The following is an 18,254-nucleotide window of genomic DNA, read 5'->3' as shown; positions in this document are numbered from 1 at the left end:
GAGTAGGTTTCCCTGAGAAAACGGGGCTAACCGCAAAATCACGTTGTTGTTATTTAGTGTTGGCAAGCCCGTGGCATTGTGGCATGTCCGAACCCGGCTTTAACCACCCGAGGGGAAATCCAGCCCCCAAAAGTGCCTTCTACCCCTCAACCCGGACGACGTAGTCCTCGATCACCGTGTTCGCCAGCAGCGTCTCGGCCATCTTGCGCACCTCGGCGAGCGCGGCCTCGTCGGCCTCACCCTCGATCTCGAGCTCGAAACGCTTTCCCTGGCGCACGGCGGAGACGCCGGAGAAGCCGAGCCTGGGCAGCGCCCTGGCGATGGCCTGGCCCTGCGGATCGAGGATCTCGGGCTTCAACATGACGTCCACGATGACGCGGGCCACTGCGTTCCTCCTGGGTGCGGTGGGTGGTGGGAAGCACAGCCTACCGGCGCGTGTGGCCGCCGACACAACGGGAACGGGGAGGACATGGGGCTTGCGCACAGGGCTGTGACGTCTGCCACGATGGCCCCAAAAGCGTACGAACCTCCACCTCCCGGTTCGGCGCTACGAAGGCTGGCCTAAGGTGGCAACCCCATCTCGGACCGGCCCCGACCACAGGAGTGGCACGTGACACAAGACGCCTCTCGTGGTGCTGACGCACCTCCTGAGCTCGTCCAGCTGCTCACCCCCGAGGGAGAGCGGGTCGAGCATCCCGACTACGACATCGATCTGACCCCGGAGGACGTCCGGTCGCTCTACCGCGACCTGGTGCTCGTCCGGCGCGTCGACCTCGAGGCCGTCGCGCTGCAGCGCCAGGGCGAGCTGGGCATCTGGGCCTCGCTGCTCGGCCAGGAGGCCGCCCAGATCGGGTCGGGGCGCGCGCTGACGGACTCCGACATGGCCTTCCCCACCTACCGCGAGCACGGCGTGGCGTGGTGCCGCGACGTCGACCCGGTGAAGCTGCTCGGCCTGTTCAGGGGCGTCAACCACGGCGGGTGGGACCCCAAGGAGCACAACTTCCACCTCTACACGATCGTCATCGGCAGCCAGACCCTCCACGCGGTCGGCTACGCCATGGGCATCCAGCGCGACGACGCCAACGCGGCCACCATCGTCTACTTCGGCGACGGCGCCACCTCGCAGGGCGACGTCAACGAGTCGTTCATCTGGGCCAGCGTGTTCAACGCGCCGATCGTGTTCTTCTGCCAGAACAACCAGTGGGCGATCTCCGAGCCGCTGGAGAAGCAGACCCGCATCCCGCTCTACCGGCGCGCCTCCGGGTTCGGCTTCCCCGGCATCAGGGTCGACGGCAACGACGTCTTCGCCTGCCTCGCCGTCACGCGCAAGGCGCTGGAGGCCGCGCGTACGGGCCAGGGCCCCACGCTGATCGAGGCGTTCACGTACCGGATGGGCGCTCACACCACCACCGACGACCCGACCCGCTACCGGGTGGCCAGCGAGCTGGAGGCCTGGAAGCTGAAGGACCCGATCGAGCGGGTCAAGTCGTACCTGTTCAAGAACGAGCACGCCGACCAGGCGTTCTTCGACGCGATCGAGGCCGAGGCCGACCAGCTCGGCGCCGACCTGCGCAGACGCTGTCTGGCCATGCCGGACCCCGAGCCGCTCGACATCTTCGACCACGTCTACAGCGAGCCCCACGCCCTGATCGACCAGGAGCGCGCCCAGTTCGCCGCGTACTTGGAGGGGTTCCGTGACTGAGCGAGGCGACCGCAGCGGCCGGTTCGGGGCGAAGGAGGCGTCGTGACCGTACTCAGCCTGTCCAAGGCGCTCAACGAGGGCATGCGCAAGGCGATGGAGGACGACCCCAAGGTCCTCATCATGGGTGAGGACGTCGGCAAACTGGGCGGGGTCTTCCGGGTCACCGACGGGCTGCAGAAGGACTTCGGCGAGGACCGCGTCATCGACACGCCGCTCGCCGAGTCCGGCATCATCGGCACCGCGATCGGGCTGGCGCTGCGCGGCTACCGGCCGGTGTGCGAGATCCAGTTCGACGGATTCGTCTTCCCGGCGGCCGACCAGATCATCACCCAGCTCGCCAAGATGCCGATGCGCTCGCTCGGCGCGATCAAGCTGCCGGTCGTCGTCCGCATCCCGTGCGGCGGCGGCATCGGCGCGGTCGAGCACCACAGCGAGTCGCCGGAGGCGTACTTCACGCACACCGCCGGGCTGCGGGTGGTGGCCTGCTCCAACCCGGCGGACGCGTACACGATGATCCAGCAGGCCATCCGCAGCGACGATCCGGTGATCTTCTTCGAGCCCAAGCGGCGCTACTGGGAGAAGGCCGAGATCGACACCGGCTCCACCGACTGGTGGCCGCCGCTGCACGCCGCCAAGGTCGTACGTCCTGGCGCCGACGTGACCCTGCTGGCCTACGGCCCCATGGTCAAGACCTGCCTGGAGGCCGCCGCGGCGGCCGAGGAGGACGGGCGCTCGCTGGAGGTCGTGGACCTGCGCTCGCTCAACCCGCTGGACGAGCCGCTGGTCATGGAGTCGGTACGCCGCACGGGCCGGGCCGTGGTCGTGCACGAGGCGCCCGTCAACAGCGGCTTCGGCGCGGAGCTGGCGGCCAGGATCACCGAGCAGTGCTTCTACCACCTGGAGTCGCCCGTGCTGCGCGTCGGCGGCTTCTCCACCCCCTACCCGCCGTCGAAGCTGGAGGAGCACTACCTGCCCGACCTTGACCGCGTGCTCGACGCCGTCGACCGGACCTTCGGATACTGAGGGGGCAGACGATGCGACGCGAGTTCAAGCTGCCCGACGTCGGCGAGGGGCTGACGGAGGCGGAGATCGTCCGCTGGCACGTCAAGCCGGGCGACGACGTCAAGGTCAACCAGATCGTGGTGGAGATCGAGACCGCCAAGTCGATCGTCGAGCTGCCGATCCCGTGGGACGGCGTGGTGGCCGGGCTGATGGCCGGCGAGGGCGAGACGGTCGACGTTGGCGTCCCGATCATCGCGGTGGACACCGACGGCGAGGGCGGTGCCCCTTCACCGGGCGCGACCGGGGCGGCGGCCGGGGCGGCGGCCGCGGCGGCGCCCGCGCCCTCTGCGCCCACGCCCTCTGCGCCCGCTCCCACCGCACCCGCTCCGGCTGCGGCCGCGCCCGTCAACGGCGGGACGGCGCCGGCGTCCGGGATCGAGGCGCTGGCCGACGACATGGTGCCGAAGCCGCCCGCGGAGGGCGCGGTGGAGCCGGGCGCGCACGGCAGCCCGGCCCCCAAGGAGGAGCGCCAGGCGGTCCTGGTCGGTTACGGCGTCAAGACCGGCGCCACCAAGCGCCGCCCGCGCCGCCAGGCCGCTCCCGGCCACCCGACCAACCCGGTGGCGAACCCGGCCCGCGTGGGCCTGGACACCCCGCCGCAGACCCCCGCCCCGGCCCCGGCCCCGGCCCCGGCCCCGGCGCCTGCGGCTCCGGCCGGAGCGCAGGGTCCTGGGGCGGCGCGGGCGCTGGCCAAGCCCCCCGTACGCAAGCTCGCCAAGGACCTGGGCGTGGACCTCACCACGCTCACGGGCACGGGCCCCCAGGGCTCGATCACCCGCGACGACGTCCACGCGGCGGCGAGGACGCAGGAGCGGCCCGTCACGACGGGTGAGCGGCGGGAGAGGGAGGAGCGCGTCCCGGTCAAGGGCGTACGCAAGATGACCGCCCAGGCCATGGTGACCAGCGCCTTCACCGCCCCCCACGCCACCGAGTTCCTCCAGGTGGACATGACGGCCACCATGGACGCCGTGCGCGGCCTGCGCACGCTCCCGGAGTTCGCGGAGCTCAAGCTGTCCCCGCTGCTCCTGGTGGCGAAGGCGGTGCTGACGGGGATCGCCAGGCACCCGATGATCAACTCCTCGTGGGACGAGGAGGCCCAGGAGATCGTGGTCAAGCACTACGTGAACCTGGGCATCGCCGCCGCCACCCCGCGCGGCCTGGTGGTGCCGAACATCAAGGACGCCCATGAGCTGTCGTTGCCCGCGCTGGCCGGGCGGCTGGCGGAGCTGGCGGGGGTCGCCAGGGCGGGCCGTACACAGCCGGCGGAGATGGCGGGCGGCACGTTCACGATCACGAACGTCGGCGTCTTCGGCGTCGACGGCGGCACCCCGATCATCAACCCGGGCGAGGCGGCGATCCTCGCCTTCGGTCAGATCAGGGACATGCCGTGGGTGGTGGACGGCGCGCTCGCGGTGCGCAAGGTGGCGACGCTGTCGCTGTCGTTCGACCACCGCATCGTGGACGGTGAGCTGGGCTCGCTGTTCCTGCGTGACGTGGGCGCGATGCTGGAGGACCCCATCAGGATGCTCGCCTGGAGCTGACGCACCGGTACGACGGCCGCCGGGAGGACCCCTCTCCCGGCGACCGCCGTACGGCGGGGGACACCCGCACCCACGACGTCAGAGCCTCGAGGATGTCCCGTTGATACATGGATACAGTGGCTTGCATGATTCGCCACATCGTGCTGTTCACCTGGACCGACGACGCCACCGACGAGCAGAAGGCCGCCGTGGCCGAGGCGCTGGGCACGCTGCCCGGCCTGATCCCGCAGCTGCGGGCGTACACGTTCGGCCAGGACGCGGGCATCAACCAGGGCAACCACGACTTCGCGGTGGTGGCGGACTTCGACAGCGTGGACGACTACCTGGTCTACCGCGACCACCCCGACCACCAGGCGGTCATCGCCGAGCGCATCAAGCCGATCGTGGCCTCGCGCGCCGCCGTCCAGCTGAGCCTGTAGGTCTCAGACCTCGGGCGGACGGTTCTCCCGGTGCATCAGCCGGCCTTCCGACGTCTGGCCCCGCCGAGGGGCCAGCACGATGCTCAGCACGATCCCCACGCCGCCGACGATCATGAAGATCAGGCCGATGATGTCCATGTGCACGCTCTCGCCGAAGACGTCGGGCTCGATCGCGAACCTGAGGATGGCGCCAAGCGTGAGGAAGAAGATGCTGACCCCGACACCCATGGCGACCTCCCGGCAAAGAACGCGTACAGGGACCGTCATACCCGGCTAAAGCTGATCATCACGCCAGACAGGACAGCGGCTCCCCTCCGTTGTACGTGATCATGTCGAGGATCGCCGCCACCAGGTCCATCGGCGGCCCGCCGAGATCGGCGTACGCGCGGTGCAGGTTCTAGCGTGGTGATCCGGCCGGTCGGTGACACCGTCCGACACCTCTTCGACGCGAGGCGGCGGCAGGGGGTGGTCGTGCGGTGAGGAGCTCATGCCGGGCAAGGTACTCCCGGCGGCGCCCCGGTCGGTGCCGTTCATGACACTTCGACCAGGGCGCACCCGTTGCTAGAAGGCGTCCTCCGGCAGCTCCATGAGCTCCTGGCCGGTGGACTCCAGCGTACGGCGCTCGGCCGCGAGGCGGGGCAGCACGGTCTTGGCGAAGAACGAGGCCGCCGCGACCTTGCCGAGGTAGAACGGGTCCTCGCCCTCGGCCAGCCGGGCCAGCGCCACCTCGGCCTGGCGCTGCAGCAGCCAGCCGATGACCAGGTCGCCCAGCGCGAGCAGGAACCTGGTGGTGTTCAGGCCGACCTTGTAGACCTCCTCGGGCTTCTCCAAGGAGCCGAGCGCCCAGCCCGCCAGGGTGTCGCCCATCGCCTTGACCTCGGCGGCGGCCTCGGCGAGCAGCTTGCGCTCCTCCTTGAGCCGGCCGTTGCCCGCCTCGGAGCCGGCGAACGCGTTGATCTCGGCCAGCAGCGAGCCGATGGCCGAGCCCTGGTTGCGCAGGATCTTCCTGAAGAACAGGTCCTGGCCCTGGATCGCGGTGGTGCCCTCGTACAGGGAGTCGATCTTGGCGTCGCGGATGTACTGCTCGATCGGGTACTCCTGCAGGTAGCCGGAGCCGCCGAGGGTCTGCAGCGAGCGCGAGAGCAGCTCGTACGACCGCTCCGACCCGACGCCCTTGACGACCGGCAGCAGCAGGTCGTTCATCTCGGAGGCACGCCGGTCGTCGGGGTCGATGAGCAGGGCGTCCTGGAAGGTCGCGGTGTAGAGCACCAGGGCGCGCATGCCCTCGACGTACGCCTTCTGCAGCATGAGCTCGCGCCGCACGTCGGGGTGGTGGGTGATGGTGACGCGGGGCGCGGTCCTGTCGCCCGACCTGGTGAGGTCGGCGCCCTGGACGCGGGCCTTGGCGTAGTCGAGGGCGTTGAGGTAGCCGGTGGAGAGCGTGGCGATGGCCTTGGTGCCGACCATCATGCGGGCGTGCTCGATGACCATGAACATCTGCTTGATGCCCTCGTGCACCTCGCCGACCAGGAAGCCGATCGCCGGGTGCTTGTCGCCGAAGGTCAGCTCGCAGGTCGTGGAGACCTTCAGGCCCATCTTCTTCTCGACGTTGGTGACGTAGACGCCGTTGCGCTCGCCGAGCTCGCCGCTGTCGAGGTCCACGTGGTACTTCGGCACGAGGAACATCGACAGGCCCTTGGTGCCGGGGCCGTGGCCCTCGGGGCGGGCCAGCACGAGGTGGAAGATGTTCTCCGACATGTCGTGCTCGGCGCTGGTGATGAAGCGCTTGACGCCCTCGATGTGCCAGGTGCCGTCGGGCTGCCGCACCGCCTTCGTCCGCCCGGCGCCCACGTCGGAGCCGGCGTCCGGCTCGGTGAGCACCATGGTGGCGCCCCAGTTGCGCTCGATGGCCAGCTCGGCGAAGCGCTTCTGCTCGGGGGTGCCGAGCCGCCACAGCGTGTAGGCGAAGTTCGGCCCCGCGGCGTACATGTAGAGCGCCGGGTTGGCGCCCAGCACCATCTCGGCGCTGGCCCACGCGAGGCTGCGCGGGATGCCGGGGCCGCCCAGGTCGGAGGGCAGGTCGAGGTGCGCCCAGCCGCCCTCCACCAACGCCTTGTACGACTTCTTGAACCCCTCGGGGACCTTCACGGATGCGGTGGCCGCGTCGAACACGGGCGGGGTCCTGTCGCCCTCTTCGAAGGAGTCGGCGAGCACGCCGGTCGCAAGGCGGTTCATCTCGTCCAGGACGGAGCGGGCGACGTCCTCGTCGATCTCCGCGAAGGGCCCGGTGCCGAGGATCTCGCGTCTCCCGAAGACCTCGAAGAGGTTGAATTCCAGGTCACGCACGTTGCTCTTGTAGTGGCCCATGGGCGTCGATCTCCTTGAACCGAGGTGGCTGTACTGGTGAGTAACCTTACTCTGAAATGCTACCCGCGGGTAACCCACGCCATGCATGGCATGCTCGTCTCCATGGACGCCGAAGAACTCGCCGCACGCTGGCGAGAGCGACTCGAATCCTGGGCGATTCCGGACGAGATCCTGGCCAAGGCCGTCGCGGACCCGTGGAGTCATTCGCCCGAGCGGTTCGGCACCCGTACGGACCGTGCGCTGGCCGAGCCGGACGACGGTCCCACCATGACCCGCCTGGCCGAGGCACTGCCCGACAAGGGCACGCTGCTCGACGTCGGCTCCGGCCCCGGGGCCTCGTCGCTGCCGCTGCACGAGCGGATCGGCCACCTCTACGCCGTCGACACCTCGGCCTCCATGCTCGAAGGGCTGACGTCGAGGGCGGACAAGCTCGGCGTACCGGTCACCACGGTCGAGGGCCGCTGGCCCGACGTGGCGGGGCGGGTGCCGGTCGCCGACGTCACCGTGTCGGCCCACGTGGTCTACAACGTGCCGGACCTGGCCCCTTTCCTGCGCGCGCTCGACGACCACACGCAGGGGCGGGTGGTGATCGAGCTGCCGCACCGCCACCCCATGAGCTGGCTGACCCCGCTGTGGCAGCACTTCCACGGCGTCGACCGCCCGGTGCGCCCGATCGCAGAAGACTGCGTGGCGCTGGCGGCGGCGATGGGCTTCCCCGTGCAGGTGGAGGAGCGGGAGTCCCCCCTGGAACGTTTCACCTCGCTGGAGGAGCTGGCCCAGAGCGCCTGCCGCCGGGTGTGCCTCGACCCCTCGCGGGCCGAGGAGGTCGCCGCGACCGTGATGGAGCTGGGCATGTGGCCGATGCCGCGCGACCGCTGGGTCACCATCTGGTGGGAATAACGGGGGTGCGGGCACGTTGTCGTCAATGAGCCCGTGAGGCTCCCGGACGAGACGCGCCGTACCCGGTACGCCAAGACGACGCACCCGAGTCAGTCATCGTCGTCGAGGGAGTCGTCATCGTGGCGTGGGTCGTCCTGGTGCTCGCGGGCCTGTTCGAAATCGTCATGGCCCTGTCGCTCAAGCTCAGCAACGGGTTCAGCAATCTGTGGTGGACGCTGTCGTTCGCCGTCACCGCCGTGCTCAGCTTCGGGCTGCTCGCGTACGCGCTCAAAAGCCTGGAAGTGGGCACCGCGTACGCCGTCTGGACCGGCGTCGGCGCGGCCGGCACGGCCATCCTCGGCATGATCGCCATGGGGGACGAGGTGTCACCCGCGCGGCTGATCTCCATCGCCCTGATCCTGGCCGGCGTCATCGGGCTGCGAACACTGGCTTGACGTCTTCGGTGGTGTTGGATTGGGTGGCATCATGATCGAGATCCACGCCGTCACGTTCGACGCGGCCGACCCGTACGAGATCGCGAGCTGGTGGAGCAAGGCCACCGGGCTGCCCCTGGGCGAGGGCGACAAGCCGGGCGACGACGAGGTGATGCTGCGCACCAAGCAGGACCCGTACGTGCTGTTCATCCGCGTGCCCGAGGGCAAGACGGTGAAGAACCGGCTGCACCTCGACGTCAACGGCACCGAGGGCAGGACCCGTGACCAGGAGGTCGAGCGGCTGCTGGGGATGGGCGCCACCATCTACCAGGACCTGCGCGACGCCAACGGCGTCGGCTGGGTCACCATGCTCGACCCCGAGGGCAACGAGTTCTGCGTGTGCAGGTCGGACGCGGAGCGGGCGGCAGCCGCTCAGAGCTGATCGAAGAGGTCAACGGGCAGATCGGGCACGCCCCCGCATCGCGAGCGTCAGGACGCCGGAGACCAGGTAGACCAGCGCGCCGTGCCAGAGGGCGTCCCAGCCGGCCCCGAAGACGCCCTCGCCGTCGAGCACGAGCTGCACGGGGTAGTTCAGCACGGCGGCGATGCCGGCGGGCAGCAGCGAGAACCGCCACGGGTGCCGCAGCGACCAGAGCCTGGCCTGCCGGGTCACCCGGTCGCCCACGTCGGGCTTGGACACCGCGCCGATGGCGGCGATCAGGGCGAACAGGGCGGTGCCCAGCCCCAGCGCCCACACCAGATCGCCGCCGCCGGTGAGCACGCTCAGGCCGAAACCGCCGGCGGCCACGGCGCCGCCGGTGACGGCGGCGGTCTTCCAAGGGGCGCCGCGCAGCGCGGCGGCCGACAGCGAGACCTCGTCGCGTCGAGTTATTTCGTTCATGTCACCAATGCTGCCCTTTGTCCGTCCCTGGGGGCATCGGGGGCGGACCCTGAGCTGTCCCTGACATGATGCCGCCATGACGGACATCCAGCTTGTGACCCTTGGCCCAGATGACGGCGAGCGGCTGCGCGCGCTGCGCCTGCGCGCACTCCAGGACGCGCCCGACGCGTTCGGCTCCTCGTACGAGCGCGAGGTCGCCTTCACCCCGCAGCAGTGGGCCGAGCGGCTGGCCAACCCCGATGCCCGCTACTGGGTGGCGACGTCAGGGGCAGCGGACGCCGGCCTGGTGTGCGTGCTGCTGGAGGACGAGGGCAGGCACGCCCACCTGCTGTCCATGTGGGTCGCCCCCGAGGCCAGACGGCACGGCGCGGCGTCCCGCCTGGTGGACGCGGCCGTGGAGTGGGCGAGGAGCACCGGCGCCGAGGAGATGGGCCTGTGGGCGGTGGACGCCAACCAGGCCGCCCGCGCCCTGTACGCTCGCAAGGGCTTCACCCCGAGCGGCAAGGTCATGGCCCTGCCCTCCAACCCCGCGCTCATGGAGTCCCACTACGTGCTGTCCTTGATCTTCCGCACCGCCCGCAGGGACGATGTGCCCGCCATCGTCGCGATGCTGGCCGACGACCCGCTCGGCGCGCAGCGCGAGGGCGACCCCGCCGACGAGCGCTACCTCACCGCCTTCGAGCGCATCGACGCCAACCCGCACGACGAGCTGATCGTGGCCGAGCAGGAGGGCAAGGTCGTGGGCACGATGCAGCTCACCTACCTCGCCGGCCTGTCCCGCCTGGGCGCCGAGCGCTGCCAGATCGAGGCCGTCAGGGTCTCCGCCGCCGTCCGCGGCCAGGGCCTCGGCCGCAAGATGATCACCTGGGCGATCGACCGGGCCAGGGCCCGCGGCTGCGCCATGGTGCAGCTCACCTCCGACAAGACCCGTACGGACGCGCACCGCTTCTACGACTCGCTCGGCTTCACCGACTCCCACGTCGGCTACAAGCTCAAGCTGGACTGATCTCCACCCAGTTGTCGTGGAACCCGGCGCCGCGGCCCATGTCGGCGTCCCGCTCGGCCACGACGGCGTTCGGGTTCGCGCCGCCAGGGCTGAGCTTGGGCCAGCGGCCCTTCGTCGAGGCGACCACGCCGGGCGAGACCCGGTCGCTGATCTCCACGTCCGCGACGAACGCGCCGCCGTCGTTGTGCACCCGTACGCGCTGCCCGTCCGTCAGCCCCCTGGCGTCGGCGTCGGCCCTGTTGACCAGCACCACCGGGTCCTTGGCCCGCCGCCGCAGCTCGGGGTTGTTGCCGAACGTCGTGTTGAGGAACGTGTGCGCGGCCGGCGTCACCAGCCGCAGCCGGTACGGCGAGCCGTCCGCGACGGCCGTGTGCGGCGGCACGTACGCCTGGCCCTTCGGCGGGAAGCGCAGCCGGCCCGACCGCGTCGGGAAGCCGTCGGCGAACGGCGTGAAGGGCTTGGGGTAGTTCATCCGCACCCAGCCCTCCTTGCGCAGCCGGTCGAGGGTGACGCCCTCCAGCGACGGATGCCCGCTGTTCAGCAGCTGCTCGGCCAGCTCCAGGTCGGAGTCGTACAGCGAGGGCTCGGTCAGCCCCATGTGGGCCGCCAGCCGGCGGAACGTCTCCGTCGTCGACAGGCACTCGCCGGGCGGCCGCACGGCCTGCTCGTTCCACATCAGATAGAGGTGCCCGTAGCCGGCGTGCAGATCGTGATGTTCGGTCTGCATGGTCGCGGGCAGCACGATGTCGGCGTAGTCGGCCGTGTCGGTGGGGAAGTGCTCCATGACGACCGTGAACAGGTCCTCGCGCATGAGGCCGCGCCTGATCGCGTTGGAGTCGGGGGAGGAGCCCACCGGGTTGGCCGCGTACACGAACAGGCACTTCACCGACTCGTCCAGCTGCGAGGCCAGCTTGGTCATCACCCGCGTGCGCACCGGGCCCGGCAGCAGGTCCTCCCGGGTGTCGATGTCGAGGTGCACGTGATCGCTGGTCGAGAAGGCCATGCCGCCGCCGGGGTGCCGCCAGTCGCCGGTCACCGCCGGGATCGCGGAGATCGTCCGCAGCGCCGTGCCGCCGCCCGCGTGCCGCTGCAGCCCGTGCGTGGCGCGCAGCCCGGTCGGGCGCGTGTGCGCGAGCCTCATCCCCAGCCTGTGGACGGCCTCGGCCGGAATCCCCGTGATCTCCGCCACCTTCTCCACCGGGTGGCTCTCGATCTCCTCGCGGAAGCCGGCCCAGCCCTCGGTGTGCGCGGCGAGATACTCCTCGTCCTGGGCGTTCTCCGCCAGCACGACGTTGAGCAGGCCCAGCGCCAGCGCCGCGTCCGTGCCCGGCCTGATCGCCAGCCACTCGTCCGCCTGGTCCGCCGTCCTGGTGCGGATGGGGTCGATCGCCACGACGTGGGCGCCGTTCGCCCGCGCCTCCTGGATGAACTTCCACAGGTGGTGGCCGCTGGTCAGCGTGTTCGTGCCCCAGAGCAGGATGAGCTTCGACAGCGCGAAGTCCTCGGGGTCCATGCCGGCCGCCGTGCCGTTCGTCCGGCGCAGGCCGCTGTTGCCCGCCCCCGAGCAGATGTTCAGCCAGTGCTTGCCGGCGCCCAGCACGTTCCAGAACCGCCGGCCCGCCACGCCCTCGCAGCCCTGGAGGTAGCCGAGCGTGCCGGTGCCCACGTACGGCCAGATGGCCTCGCCGCCGTGCTCGTCCACGATGGCGCGCAGCCGTACGGCGATCTCGTCGAGCGCCTCGTCCCACGTGATCCGCTCGAACTGACCGGACCCCTTCGGCCCCACCCGGCGCAGCGGGTGCAGGATGCGGTCGGCGGCCCGCGTGTGCTCCAGGTAACGGTTGACCTTCACGCACAGCGCGCCCCTGGTGTAGGGCTGATCGGGATTGCCGCGCAACGAGACGGCCTGACCGTTCTCCACACCGACCACCCACGAGCAGGTGTCCGGGCAGTCAAGCGGACAAGCCCCCAGAACTCTCAATGCACCCGACATGCGACACAGCCTATGTCGCCACGTGGACAGGAATTCAAAGGTGAACCCGGGGAAGCCCACCGTGTAGCCTGCCCCCTGCGACGACTGCGGGGGGACGGTCGGGCACATTGAACGCCTGGAGATCGTACAGTCCGCCACGGGAAGGTGCAGAATCGCTGTCGGTGGCCGATATCAGGGAACGAGATGACACGGAGGACCTCGCGGAGGGGGATCCGGCCGTGGCTGAGTCACGCGCGGAAACCGACGTCTACGTCGTAGAGCCGCTGCTGCCCCAGCGCTTGCGCCGCCCCTCCGACCTGCTGCGCTTCATCGCCACGCTGCTCGTGCTCGGCGCGGTCATCCTGCTCGCCCTCGTCGCCAAGCAGACCCTCATCGGGCTGGAGGCCGACGTCAAGGAGGGCGCCGAGCTGGTGCCGCTGCTGAGCAGGATCGCCGCCTTCCTCGGCGGCGCGGCCGTGCTCATCGTGCCCGTCGCGTTCGCGGTCGAGCGCGTCTTCCACCGCGACGGCCTGCGCGTCGCCGAGGGGCTGATCGCCGCCATCGTCGGCATGGCCGGTTCGTTCCTGCTCGGCCAGTGGCTGGTCGCGGGCAACATGAACGACCTGCGCGTGCTGCTCACCGGCGGCCGCGAGATGGAGCCGCTCAACACGCTGCTCACGTCGGTCGTCGCGTACGCGACCGCCGTCCGCATCTCCCGCCGCCCTACCTGGCGGATGCTGATGTGGACCACCATCGCCCTTTACATCCTGGCCTTCTTCTCCGGCCGCCAGATCACCATCCCGAGTGCCATCGTCACCGTCCTGGTCGGCATGGCCATCGGCTACGCCACCCTCTACGGCGTCGGCAGCCCCAACACCCGCCCGCCGGGCAGCGCCGTGGTCGCCGCCCTGCGCAAGCTCTCGTTCTCCCCCGTCTCCGCCCGCCGCGTCGAGGACGACCACCAGGGCAGCCGCCGCTACGCCGTCGGACTCAAAGACGGCAGCAGCCTCGACGTCACCGTCCTCGACCGCGACCGGCAGGTGGCCGGCCTGCCCTACCGCCTGTGGCGGCGCATCAGGCTCAACTCCGAGACCAGGCGCCGCGCCATCAGGTCGCTGCGCGCCGAGCTCGAACGCGAAGCCCTCATGGCGTACGCCGCCCAGGCCGCCGGCGCCAGCACCCCCCGCCTGCTGGGCACCAGCGAGATCGGCACCGAGGCCGCCCTGCTCGCCTACGAGCACATCGAGACCCGCTCTCTCGACGAGCTGTCCGACGACGAGATCGACGACGAGCTGCTCGCCCAGATCTGGGAGCAGGTCGAGCTGCTGCAGATCCAGCGCCTGGCCCACCGCAGGCTCACCGGCGACAGCATCCACGTCGACGGCGCCGGCCGGGTCGTGCTCACCGACGCCCGCAGCGGCGAGGTCGCCGCCGGTGACCTGCTGCTCCGGCTCGACGTCGCCCAGCTCCTCACCTACCTCGCGCTGCGCGTCGGCCCCGAGCGCTCGGTGCGCACCGCATCCGCCGTCATGGGCCCCGACGCGCTGGCCGCCGCCATGCCGCTGCTCCAGCAGATCGCGCTGACCAGAGAGACCCGCGCCGCGCTCGGCAAGGCCAAACACGTGCTGCCCGGCATCCGCGACCAGATCGTCGCGCTCAAGCCGCAGAGCAAGGTCGAGGAGATCCGCCTAGAGCGCTTCCGTCCCCGCACGCTCATCACGATCATCGCCAGCACGATCGCCGCCTACATCGTGCTCTCCCAGCTCAGCCAGGTCGACGTCTACCACGTCATCACCACCGCCAACTGGGCCTGGTCGGGGCTGGCGCTGGTGGCCTCGTTCGCGAGCTTTGTCGCCGCCGCGCTCATGCTGCGCGGGTTCGTGCCCGAGCACCTGCCGCTCTGGCGCACGGTGCTCGTGCAGTTCGCGTCCTCGTTCGTCAAGCTCGTCGCGCCCGCCGCGGTGGGCGGCGTCGCGATCAACACCCGCTACCTGCAGAAGCGCGGCGTCCCTCCGGCCAGCGCGGTCGCCAGCGTGGGCGCGTCGCAGCTCATCATGCTGATCTTCCACATCGGGCTGCTGGCGCTGTTCGCCTACATCACCGGCTCCAACACCGCCACCTCGTTCACGCCGTCACGCGGGCTCGTGCTCGCGCTGCTCGCCGTCGCGGTGCTGGTCGTCGCCGTGCTCGGCGTGCCGCCGCTGCGCCGCCTGATCACCGGCCGGCTCTCCAAGCTCTTCTCGAACGTGCTGCCGCGGCTGCTCGACGTGCTCCAGTCGCCGCGCAAGATGATCGAGGCGGCCGTCGGCACACTCATGATCACCCTCATGTTCGTGCTCTGCCTCGACGCCTGCATCGCCGCGTTCGGCCACGACATCAGCTTCACCGCCGTCGCCGTCGTCTACCTCACCGCCAACGCGATCGGCTCGGCCGCGCCCACCCCCGGCGGTCTGGGCGCGGTCGAGCTGGCGCTGGTCGGCGGGCTCGTACTGGCCGGGGTGCCGAAGGAGCTGGCCACCTCGGCCGTGCTGCTCTACCGGCTGCTCACGTTCTGGCTGCCGGTGCTGCCCGGCTGGGCCTCGTTCACCTACCTGCAGCGCCACGAGGCCCTTTGACGGCCGGCTCAGCGGCGCCCGGCGGTGATCTTGTCGATCGCCTCCAGCTCGTCCTGCGTGAAGGCGGGCCCGTCCACGCACGCCACGTTGTCCTCCAGCTGCTTGACGCTGCTGGCGCCGATCAGCACGCTCGTCACCCGTGAGTCGCGCAGCGTCCACGACAGCGCCATCTGCGCCAGCGTCTGCCCGCGCGTGCGCGCGATCTCGTTGAGGTCGCGGGCGAGGTCGCGGTCGATCCTGTCGGCGCTCAGGAACCGGCTGGTCGCCGCCCGCGAGTCGGCCGGCACCCCGTCGAGGTAGCGGTCGGTCAGCAGGCCCTGCGCCAGCGGCGAGTAGACGATGCAACCCATGCCCGACTCCTCCAGCGTGTCCAGCAGGCCGTCCTCGATCCACCGGTTGATCATCGAGTAGGACGGCTGGTGGATGAGCAGCGGTGTGCCCAGCTCGCGCATGATCCGCGCCGCCTGGGCCGTCTGCTCCGCCGAGTAGTTGGAGATGCCCGCGTACAGCGCCTTGCCCGAGCGCACCGCGCGGTCGAGCGCGCCCATCGTCTCCTCCAGCGGCGTCTCCGGGTCAGGCCGGTGGCTGTAGAAGATGTCGACGTAGTCGAGGCCCATGCGCTTGAGCGACTGGTCGAGGCTGGCCAGCACGTACTTGCGCGAGCCCCACTCGCCGTACGGGCCCGGCCACATGTCGTAGCCCGCCTTGGTCGAGATGACCAGCTCGTCCCGGTACGGCAGGAAGTCCTCGCGCAGGATGCGGCCGAAGTTGCTCTCCGCCGACCCGTACGGCACCCCGTAGTTGTTGGCCAGGTCGAAGTGCGTCACCCCGAGGTCGAACGCCCGTCGCAGGATCGCCCGGGAGTTCTCGATCGGCCGGTTGTCGCCGAAGTTGTGCCACAGCCCCAGCGACACCACCGGCAGCTTGAGCCCGCTGCGCCCGCTGCGGTTGTACGGCTGCCGCTCGTAGCGCTGCTCGTCGGCCTGATATGTCATGACGTGCCTTTCTCAATGATCCAGGACAGCGCGAACGCCTCTTCCCGCCAGGCGTCGTAACGTCCGCTGCGTCCGCCGTGCCCCGCACCCATCTCCGTCTTCAGCAGGAACGGCCCGCCGCTCGCCGTGGCGCGCAGCCTCGCGATCCACTTCGCCGGCTCGTGGTAGAGCACGCGCGTGTCGTTCAGGCTGGTGATCGCCAGAATCGGCGGGTACGGCCTGCCGTCCACGTTCTCGTACGGCGAGTAGCTCTTCATGTAGGCGTATACGTCAGGGTTGTGCAGCGGGTCGCCCCACTCGTCCCATTCGATCACGGTCAGCGGAAGCGACGGATCGAGGATGGTGTTGAGCGCGTCCACGAACGGCACCTCGGCCACGATCCCGGCGAACTCCTCGGGGGCGAGGTTCGTCGCCGCGCCCATCAGCAGCCCGCCCGCCGAGCCGCCCCTGGCCACGATCTTGCTGCTCCAGCCCGCCGCCCTCATGTGCCTGGCCGCCGCCACGAAGTCGGTGAACGTGTTGCGCTTGCTGGTCAGCTTGCCCTGCTCGTACCAGTGCCTGCCCATCTCGCCGCCGCCCCGCACGTGGGCGATCGCGAACACGAACCCGCGGTCGAGCAGCGACAGCCTGGGCACCGAGAAGCCGGGGTCGATCGAGGTCTCGTAGCTGCCGTAGCCGTACAGGACGGTGGGGGCGGGGGTCTCGGTGTCCTTGCGCTTGACGAGGGAGATGGGGATCTTCGTGCCGTCCTCGGCCGTGGCCCACTCGCGCACCTGCTCGTAGTCGGCCGGGTCGAAGCCGCCGAGCACCGGACGCTGCTTGAGCAGGATCAGGTCGTGGGTGTCCAGGTCGTAGTCGTACACGCTGGCCGGGGTGACCATGCTCGTGTAGCCCAGGCGCAGCCGCCGCGTGGTGAACTGCGCGTTGCCGGCCGGGCCGACGTCGTACAGCGGCTCGGGGAAGTCGATCTCGTACGCGTTGCGCTCCGCCGCCTCCACCCGCTCGCGCCAGTCGCCCCCGTCAGCCGGGTAGGGGAGCACCCGCAGGCCGGTCAGGCCGTCGCGGCGGAAGTGCACCACCGCGTGGTCGGAGAACGCGTCGATCTCCAGCAGCCTCGTGTCGGTGCGGTGGGCGATGAGCGGGGTCCACGTGCCGGGGTCGTCGAGGGGGGCCGTGGACAGCTCGAAGTTCGCGGCGTTCTCGTTGTGCAGGACGTAGAAGAAGTCGCCCGCGTGCTCGACGCCGTACTCGACGCCGGTCTTCCTGGGCCTGACGAGCTTGAACTCGCCGCCGGGGTCGTTGGCGTCGAGGATGCGGACCTCGCTGGTGATCTTGCTGCCCGCGCCCAGCACGAGGTACTGCTCGCTGCGGGTCAGCCCGATGCCCACCCAGTAGCGCTCGTCGCTCTCCTCATAGACGAGCACGTCCTCCTGGGTGCCCAGGGTGTGCCGGTAGACCTGGTAGGGCCGCCAGGCGTCGTCCACGCGCGTGTAGAAGAACGCGGAGGCGTCGGCCGACCAGGCGCCGCCGTAGAAGATGTCGGTGACCTCGTCGGGCAGGATCTCGCCCGTCTCGAGGTTCTTGAACTTGAGCGTGAACCGCTCGTTGCCCGTGAAGTCGGTCGAGAAGGCCAGCATCTTCCCGTCTGGGGAGATCGAGCTGGTGCCCACCGAGAAGAACGGGCTGTCGCCGGCGAGCTCGTTGCCGTCGAGGACGACCTGCTCCTGGTCGAGCCGTTCGCCGGTGGTGATCTCAGGTGGGGTCTCGCTGTCTGCGGGCACCCGGCACGACACCGGATACTGCTTGCCCTCCTCCGTACGCGAGAAGTACCACCACGAGCCCTTGCGGCTCGGCACCGACAGATCGGTCTCCTGGGTGCGGCCCTTGATCTCCTGGAACACCTGCTCCTGGAGGTCGGCAAGGTGAGCGGTCTCCTTCTTCAGAAAGTCGTTCTCCGCCTCCAGATAGGCGGTGGTCTCGGGATCGTCCTTGTTGCTCAGCCAGGCGTACTCGTCGATGACGGTGTCGCCATGGTGGGTGCGCTCCGTAGGGATCTTCTTCGCCACTGGCGGCGTGTTGCTGCTCACGTGGGGAGTCTATGTTCGGTCGTGATCGTTCTGTTGCCGTCGAAGCAGGAGAACCGGCACGAGCGGTGGAAGGGCGCTGCTAATCTTTAGGAGCCGACGCGGAGCGGCACAACCCACATCCTTCACTCAGGTGACTGTGATGTGTTGTGTCACTGATCGTCGGCAATCCCTTGTGACGCGCCGGTTCGCGGATCGATTCGCAGATCGCTCGACGGGCTGGTAAGTTAGAGGGGTTGTCTCCGAAAGGGGGCGCGGCTTAATTCTTGGAAAGTCG

General features: G+C 69.9%; 16 protein-coding genes, 1 pseudogene and 1 riboswitch. Of the genes and pseudogenes, 10 read left to right on the top strand and 7 right to left on the bottom strand.

Annotated features, from left to right (window positions below):
* Positions 1-139: 139 nt before the first annotated feature.
* Positions 140-385 carry a phosphoribosylformylglycinamidine synthase subunit PurS gene (gene purS / locus ACFFR3_RS42980; protein ID WP_345391362.1) on the bottom strand — a complete coding sequence of 82 codons (246 nt, stop codon included), beginning with the start codon at positions 383-385 and terminating at the stop codon, positions 140-142.
* 225 nt (positions 386-610) lie between these two features.
* Between purS and pdhA the strand changes: the two genes are divergently transcribed.
* The 4 genes from pdhA to ACFFR3_RS42960 all read left to right on the top strand — a co-directional run bounded on the left by pdhA (position 611) and on the right by ACFFR3_RS42960 (position 4,724).
* Positions 611-1,702 (top strand): pyruvate dehydrogenase (acetyl-transferring) E1 component subunit alpha, encoded by a 1,092-nt coding sequence (gene pdhA / locus ACFFR3_RS42975; protein WP_345391359.1) that lies wholly within the window; start codon positions 611-613, stop codon positions 1,700-1,702.
* A 42-nt stretch (positions 1,703-1,744) separates the two neighbouring features.
* On the top strand, positions 1,745-2,725 hold the full coding sequence (locus ACFFR3_RS42970) for an alpha-ketoacid dehydrogenase subunit beta (RefSeq protein WP_345391356.1): 981 nt from the start codon (positions 1,745-1,747) through the stop codon (positions 2,723-2,725).
* Between the two features lie 11 nt (positions 2,726-2,736).
* Positions 2,737-4,305 (top strand): dihydrolipoamide acetyltransferase family protein, encoded by a 1,569-nt coding sequence (locus tag ACFFR3_RS42965; protein ID WP_379485015.1) that lies wholly within the window; start codon positions 2,737-2,739, stop codon positions 4,303-4,305.
* A gap of 125 nt (positions 4,306-4,430) precedes the next feature.
* Positions 4,431-4,724: a Dabb family protein gene (locus ACFFR3_RS42960; protein ID WP_345391350.1), complete on the top strand. Its 294-nt coding sequence runs from the start codon at positions 4,431-4,433 to the stop codon at positions 4,722-4,724.
* 3 nt (positions 4,725-4,727) lie between these two features.
* Here the strand turns inward: ACFFR3_RS42960 and ACFFR3_RS42955 are convergent, their stop codons facing one another.
* Positions 4,728-4,952 (bottom strand): hypothetical protein, encoded by a 225-nt coding sequence (locus tag ACFFR3_RS42955; RefSeq protein ID WP_345391347.1) that lies wholly within the window; start codon positions 4,950-4,952, stop codon positions 4,728-4,730.
* A 333-nt stretch (positions 4,953-5,285) separates the two neighbouring features.
* The gene (locus ACFFR3_RS42950) at positions 5,286-7,091 is read right to left on the bottom strand and encodes an acyl-CoA dehydrogenase (RefSeq protein WP_345391344.1); all 1,806 of its coding nucleotides are present in this window, start codon (positions 7,089-7,091) and stop codon (positions 5,286-5,288) included.
* A gap of 102 nt (positions 7,092-7,193) precedes the next feature.
* Here ACFFR3_RS42950 and ACFFR3_RS42945 point away from each other — a divergent pair, with 102 nt between their 5' ends.
* The 3 genes from ACFFR3_RS42945 to ACFFR3_RS42935 all read left to right on the top strand — a co-directional run bounded on the left by ACFFR3_RS42945 (position 7,194) and on the right by ACFFR3_RS42935 (position 8,846).
* Complete coding sequence (locus tag ACFFR3_RS42945; protein WP_364385513.1) at positions 7,194-7,991, top strand: class I SAM-dependent methyltransferase; 798 nt, start codon at positions 7,194-7,196, stop codon at positions 7,989-7,991.
* Positions 7,992-8,013: 22 nt separating this feature from the next.
* A riboswitch (guanidine-III (ykkC-III) riboswitch) is annotated at positions 8,014-8,076 on the top strand.
* Between the two features lie 34 nt (positions 8,077-8,110).
* The gene (locus ACFFR3_RS42940) at positions 8,111-8,425 is read left to right on the top strand and encodes a DMT family transporter (protein WP_364385516.1); all 315 of its coding nucleotides are present in this window, start codon (positions 8,111-8,113) and stop codon (positions 8,423-8,425) included.
* Between the two features lie 31 nt (positions 8,426-8,456).
* Positions 8,457-8,846, top strand: coding sequence for a VOC family protein (locus ACFFR3_RS42935; RefSeq protein WP_345391335.1), 390 nt, complete (start codon positions 8,457-8,459; stop codon positions 8,844-8,846).
* Positions 8,847-8,855: 9 nt separating this feature from the next.
* Here the strand turns inward: ACFFR3_RS42935 and ACFFR3_RS42930 are convergent, their stop codons facing one another.
* Positions 8,856-9,305: a hypothetical protein gene (locus ACFFR3_RS42930; protein WP_345391332.1), complete on the bottom strand. Its 450-nt coding sequence runs from the start codon at positions 9,303-9,305 to the stop codon at positions 8,856-8,858.
* 76 nt (positions 9,306-9,381) lie between these two features.
* Here ACFFR3_RS42930 and ACFFR3_RS42925 point away from each other — a divergent pair.
* Positions 9,382-9,798: pseudogene (locus ACFFR3_RS42925) on the top strand (GNAT family N-acetyltransferase); the annotation flags it as partial.
* A gap of 42 nt (positions 9,799-9,840) precedes the next feature.
* On the top strand, positions 9,841-10,311 hold the full coding sequence (locus ACFFR3_RS42920) for a GNAT family N-acetyltransferase (RefSeq protein ID WP_345409421.1): 471 nt from the start codon (positions 9,841-9,843) through the stop codon (positions 10,309-10,311).
* Here the strand turns inward: ACFFR3_RS42920 and ACFFR3_RS42915 are convergent.
* The gene (locus ACFFR3_RS42915; RefSeq protein ID WP_345391329.1) at positions 10,298-12,304 is read right to left on the bottom strand and encodes a molybdopterin-containing oxidoreductase family protein; all 2,007 of its coding nucleotides are present in this window, start codon (positions 12,302-12,304) and stop codon (positions 10,298-10,300) included. The genes ACFFR3_RS42920 and ACFFR3_RS42915 overlap by 14 nt on opposite strands.
* 218 nt (positions 12,305-12,522) lie before the next feature.
* On the opposite strand from ACFFR3_RS42915, the gene ACFFR3_RS42910 reads away from it, so the two are divergent.
* Positions 12,523-14,898, top strand: a complete 2,376-nt coding sequence (locus tag ACFFR3_RS42910; RefSeq protein ID WP_364385523.1) for a flippase-like domain-containing protein — start codon at positions 12,523-12,525, stop codon at positions 14,896-14,898.
* 8 nt (positions 14,899-14,906) lie between these two features.
* Here the strand turns inward: ACFFR3_RS42910 and mgrA are convergent, their stop codons facing one another.
* A complete protein-coding gene (gene mgrA, locus ACFFR3_RS42905; RefSeq protein ID WP_345391320.1) occupies positions 14,907-15,893 on the bottom strand; it encodes an L-glyceraldehyde 3-phosphate reductase in 987 nt (328 codons plus the stop codon).
* Positions 15,890-17,980: a S9 family peptidase gene (locus tag ACFFR3_RS42900; RefSeq protein ID WP_379485014.1), complete on the bottom strand. Its 2,091-nt coding sequence runs from the start codon at positions 17,978-17,980 to the stop codon at positions 15,890-15,892. Before ACFFR3_RS42900 ends, mgrA begins: the two co-directional genes overlap by 4 nt.
* Positions 17,981-18,254: the final 274 nt, after the last annotated feature.

The organism is Nonomuraea salmonea, assembly GCF_042428605.1.
Taxonomy (GTDB): domain Bacteria; phylum Actinomycetota; class Actinomycetes; order Streptosporangiales; family Streptosporangiaceae; genus Nonomuraea; species Nonomuraea salmonea.
This window is presented reverse-complemented; position numbering and strand designations above follow the sequence as displayed.

Excerpts from the sequence above, each read along its gene's own strand:
- ACFFR3_RS42965 (WP_379485015.1), top strand. The coding sequence starts at position 2,737 with ATGCGACGCGAGTTCAAGCTGCCCGACGTCGGCGAGGGGCTGACGGAG.
- ACFFR3_RS42960 (WP_345391350.1), top strand. The coding sequence starts at position 4,431 with ATGATTCGCCACATCGTGCTGTTCACCTGGACCGACGACGCCACCGAC.
- ACFFR3_RS42955 (WP_345391347.1), bottom strand. The coding sequence starts at position 4,952 with ATGGGTGTCGGGGTCAGCATCTTCTTCCTCACGCTTGGCGCCATCCTC.
- ACFFR3_RS42950 (WP_345391344.1), bottom strand. The coding sequence starts at position 7,091 with ATGGGCCACTACAAGAGCAACGTGCGTGACCTGGAATTCAACCTCTTC.
- ACFFR3_RS42945 (WP_364385513.1), top strand. The coding sequence starts at position 7,194 with ATGGACGCCGAAGAACTCGCCGCACGCTGGCGAGAGCGACTCGAATCC.
- ACFFR3_RS42935 (WP_345391335.1), top strand. The coding sequence starts at position 8,457 with ATGATCGAGATCCACGCCGTCACGTTCGACGCGGCCGACCCGTACGAG.
- ACFFR3_RS42930 (WP_345391332.1), bottom strand. The coding sequence starts at position 9,305 with ATGAACGAAATAACTCGACGCGACGAGGTCTCGCTGTCGGCCGCCGCG.
- ACFFR3_RS42920 (WP_345409421.1), top strand. The coding sequence starts at position 9,841 with ATGGAGTCCCACTACGTGCTGTCCTTGATCTTCCGCACCGCCCGCAGG.
- ACFFR3_RS42915 (WP_345391329.1), bottom strand. The coding sequence starts at position 12,304 with ATGTCGGGTGCATTGAGAGTTCTGGGGGCTTGTCCGCTTGACTGCCCG.
- mgrA (WP_345391320.1), bottom strand. The coding sequence starts at position 15,893 with ATGACATATCAGGCCGACGAGCAGCGCTACGAGCGGCAGCCGTACAAC.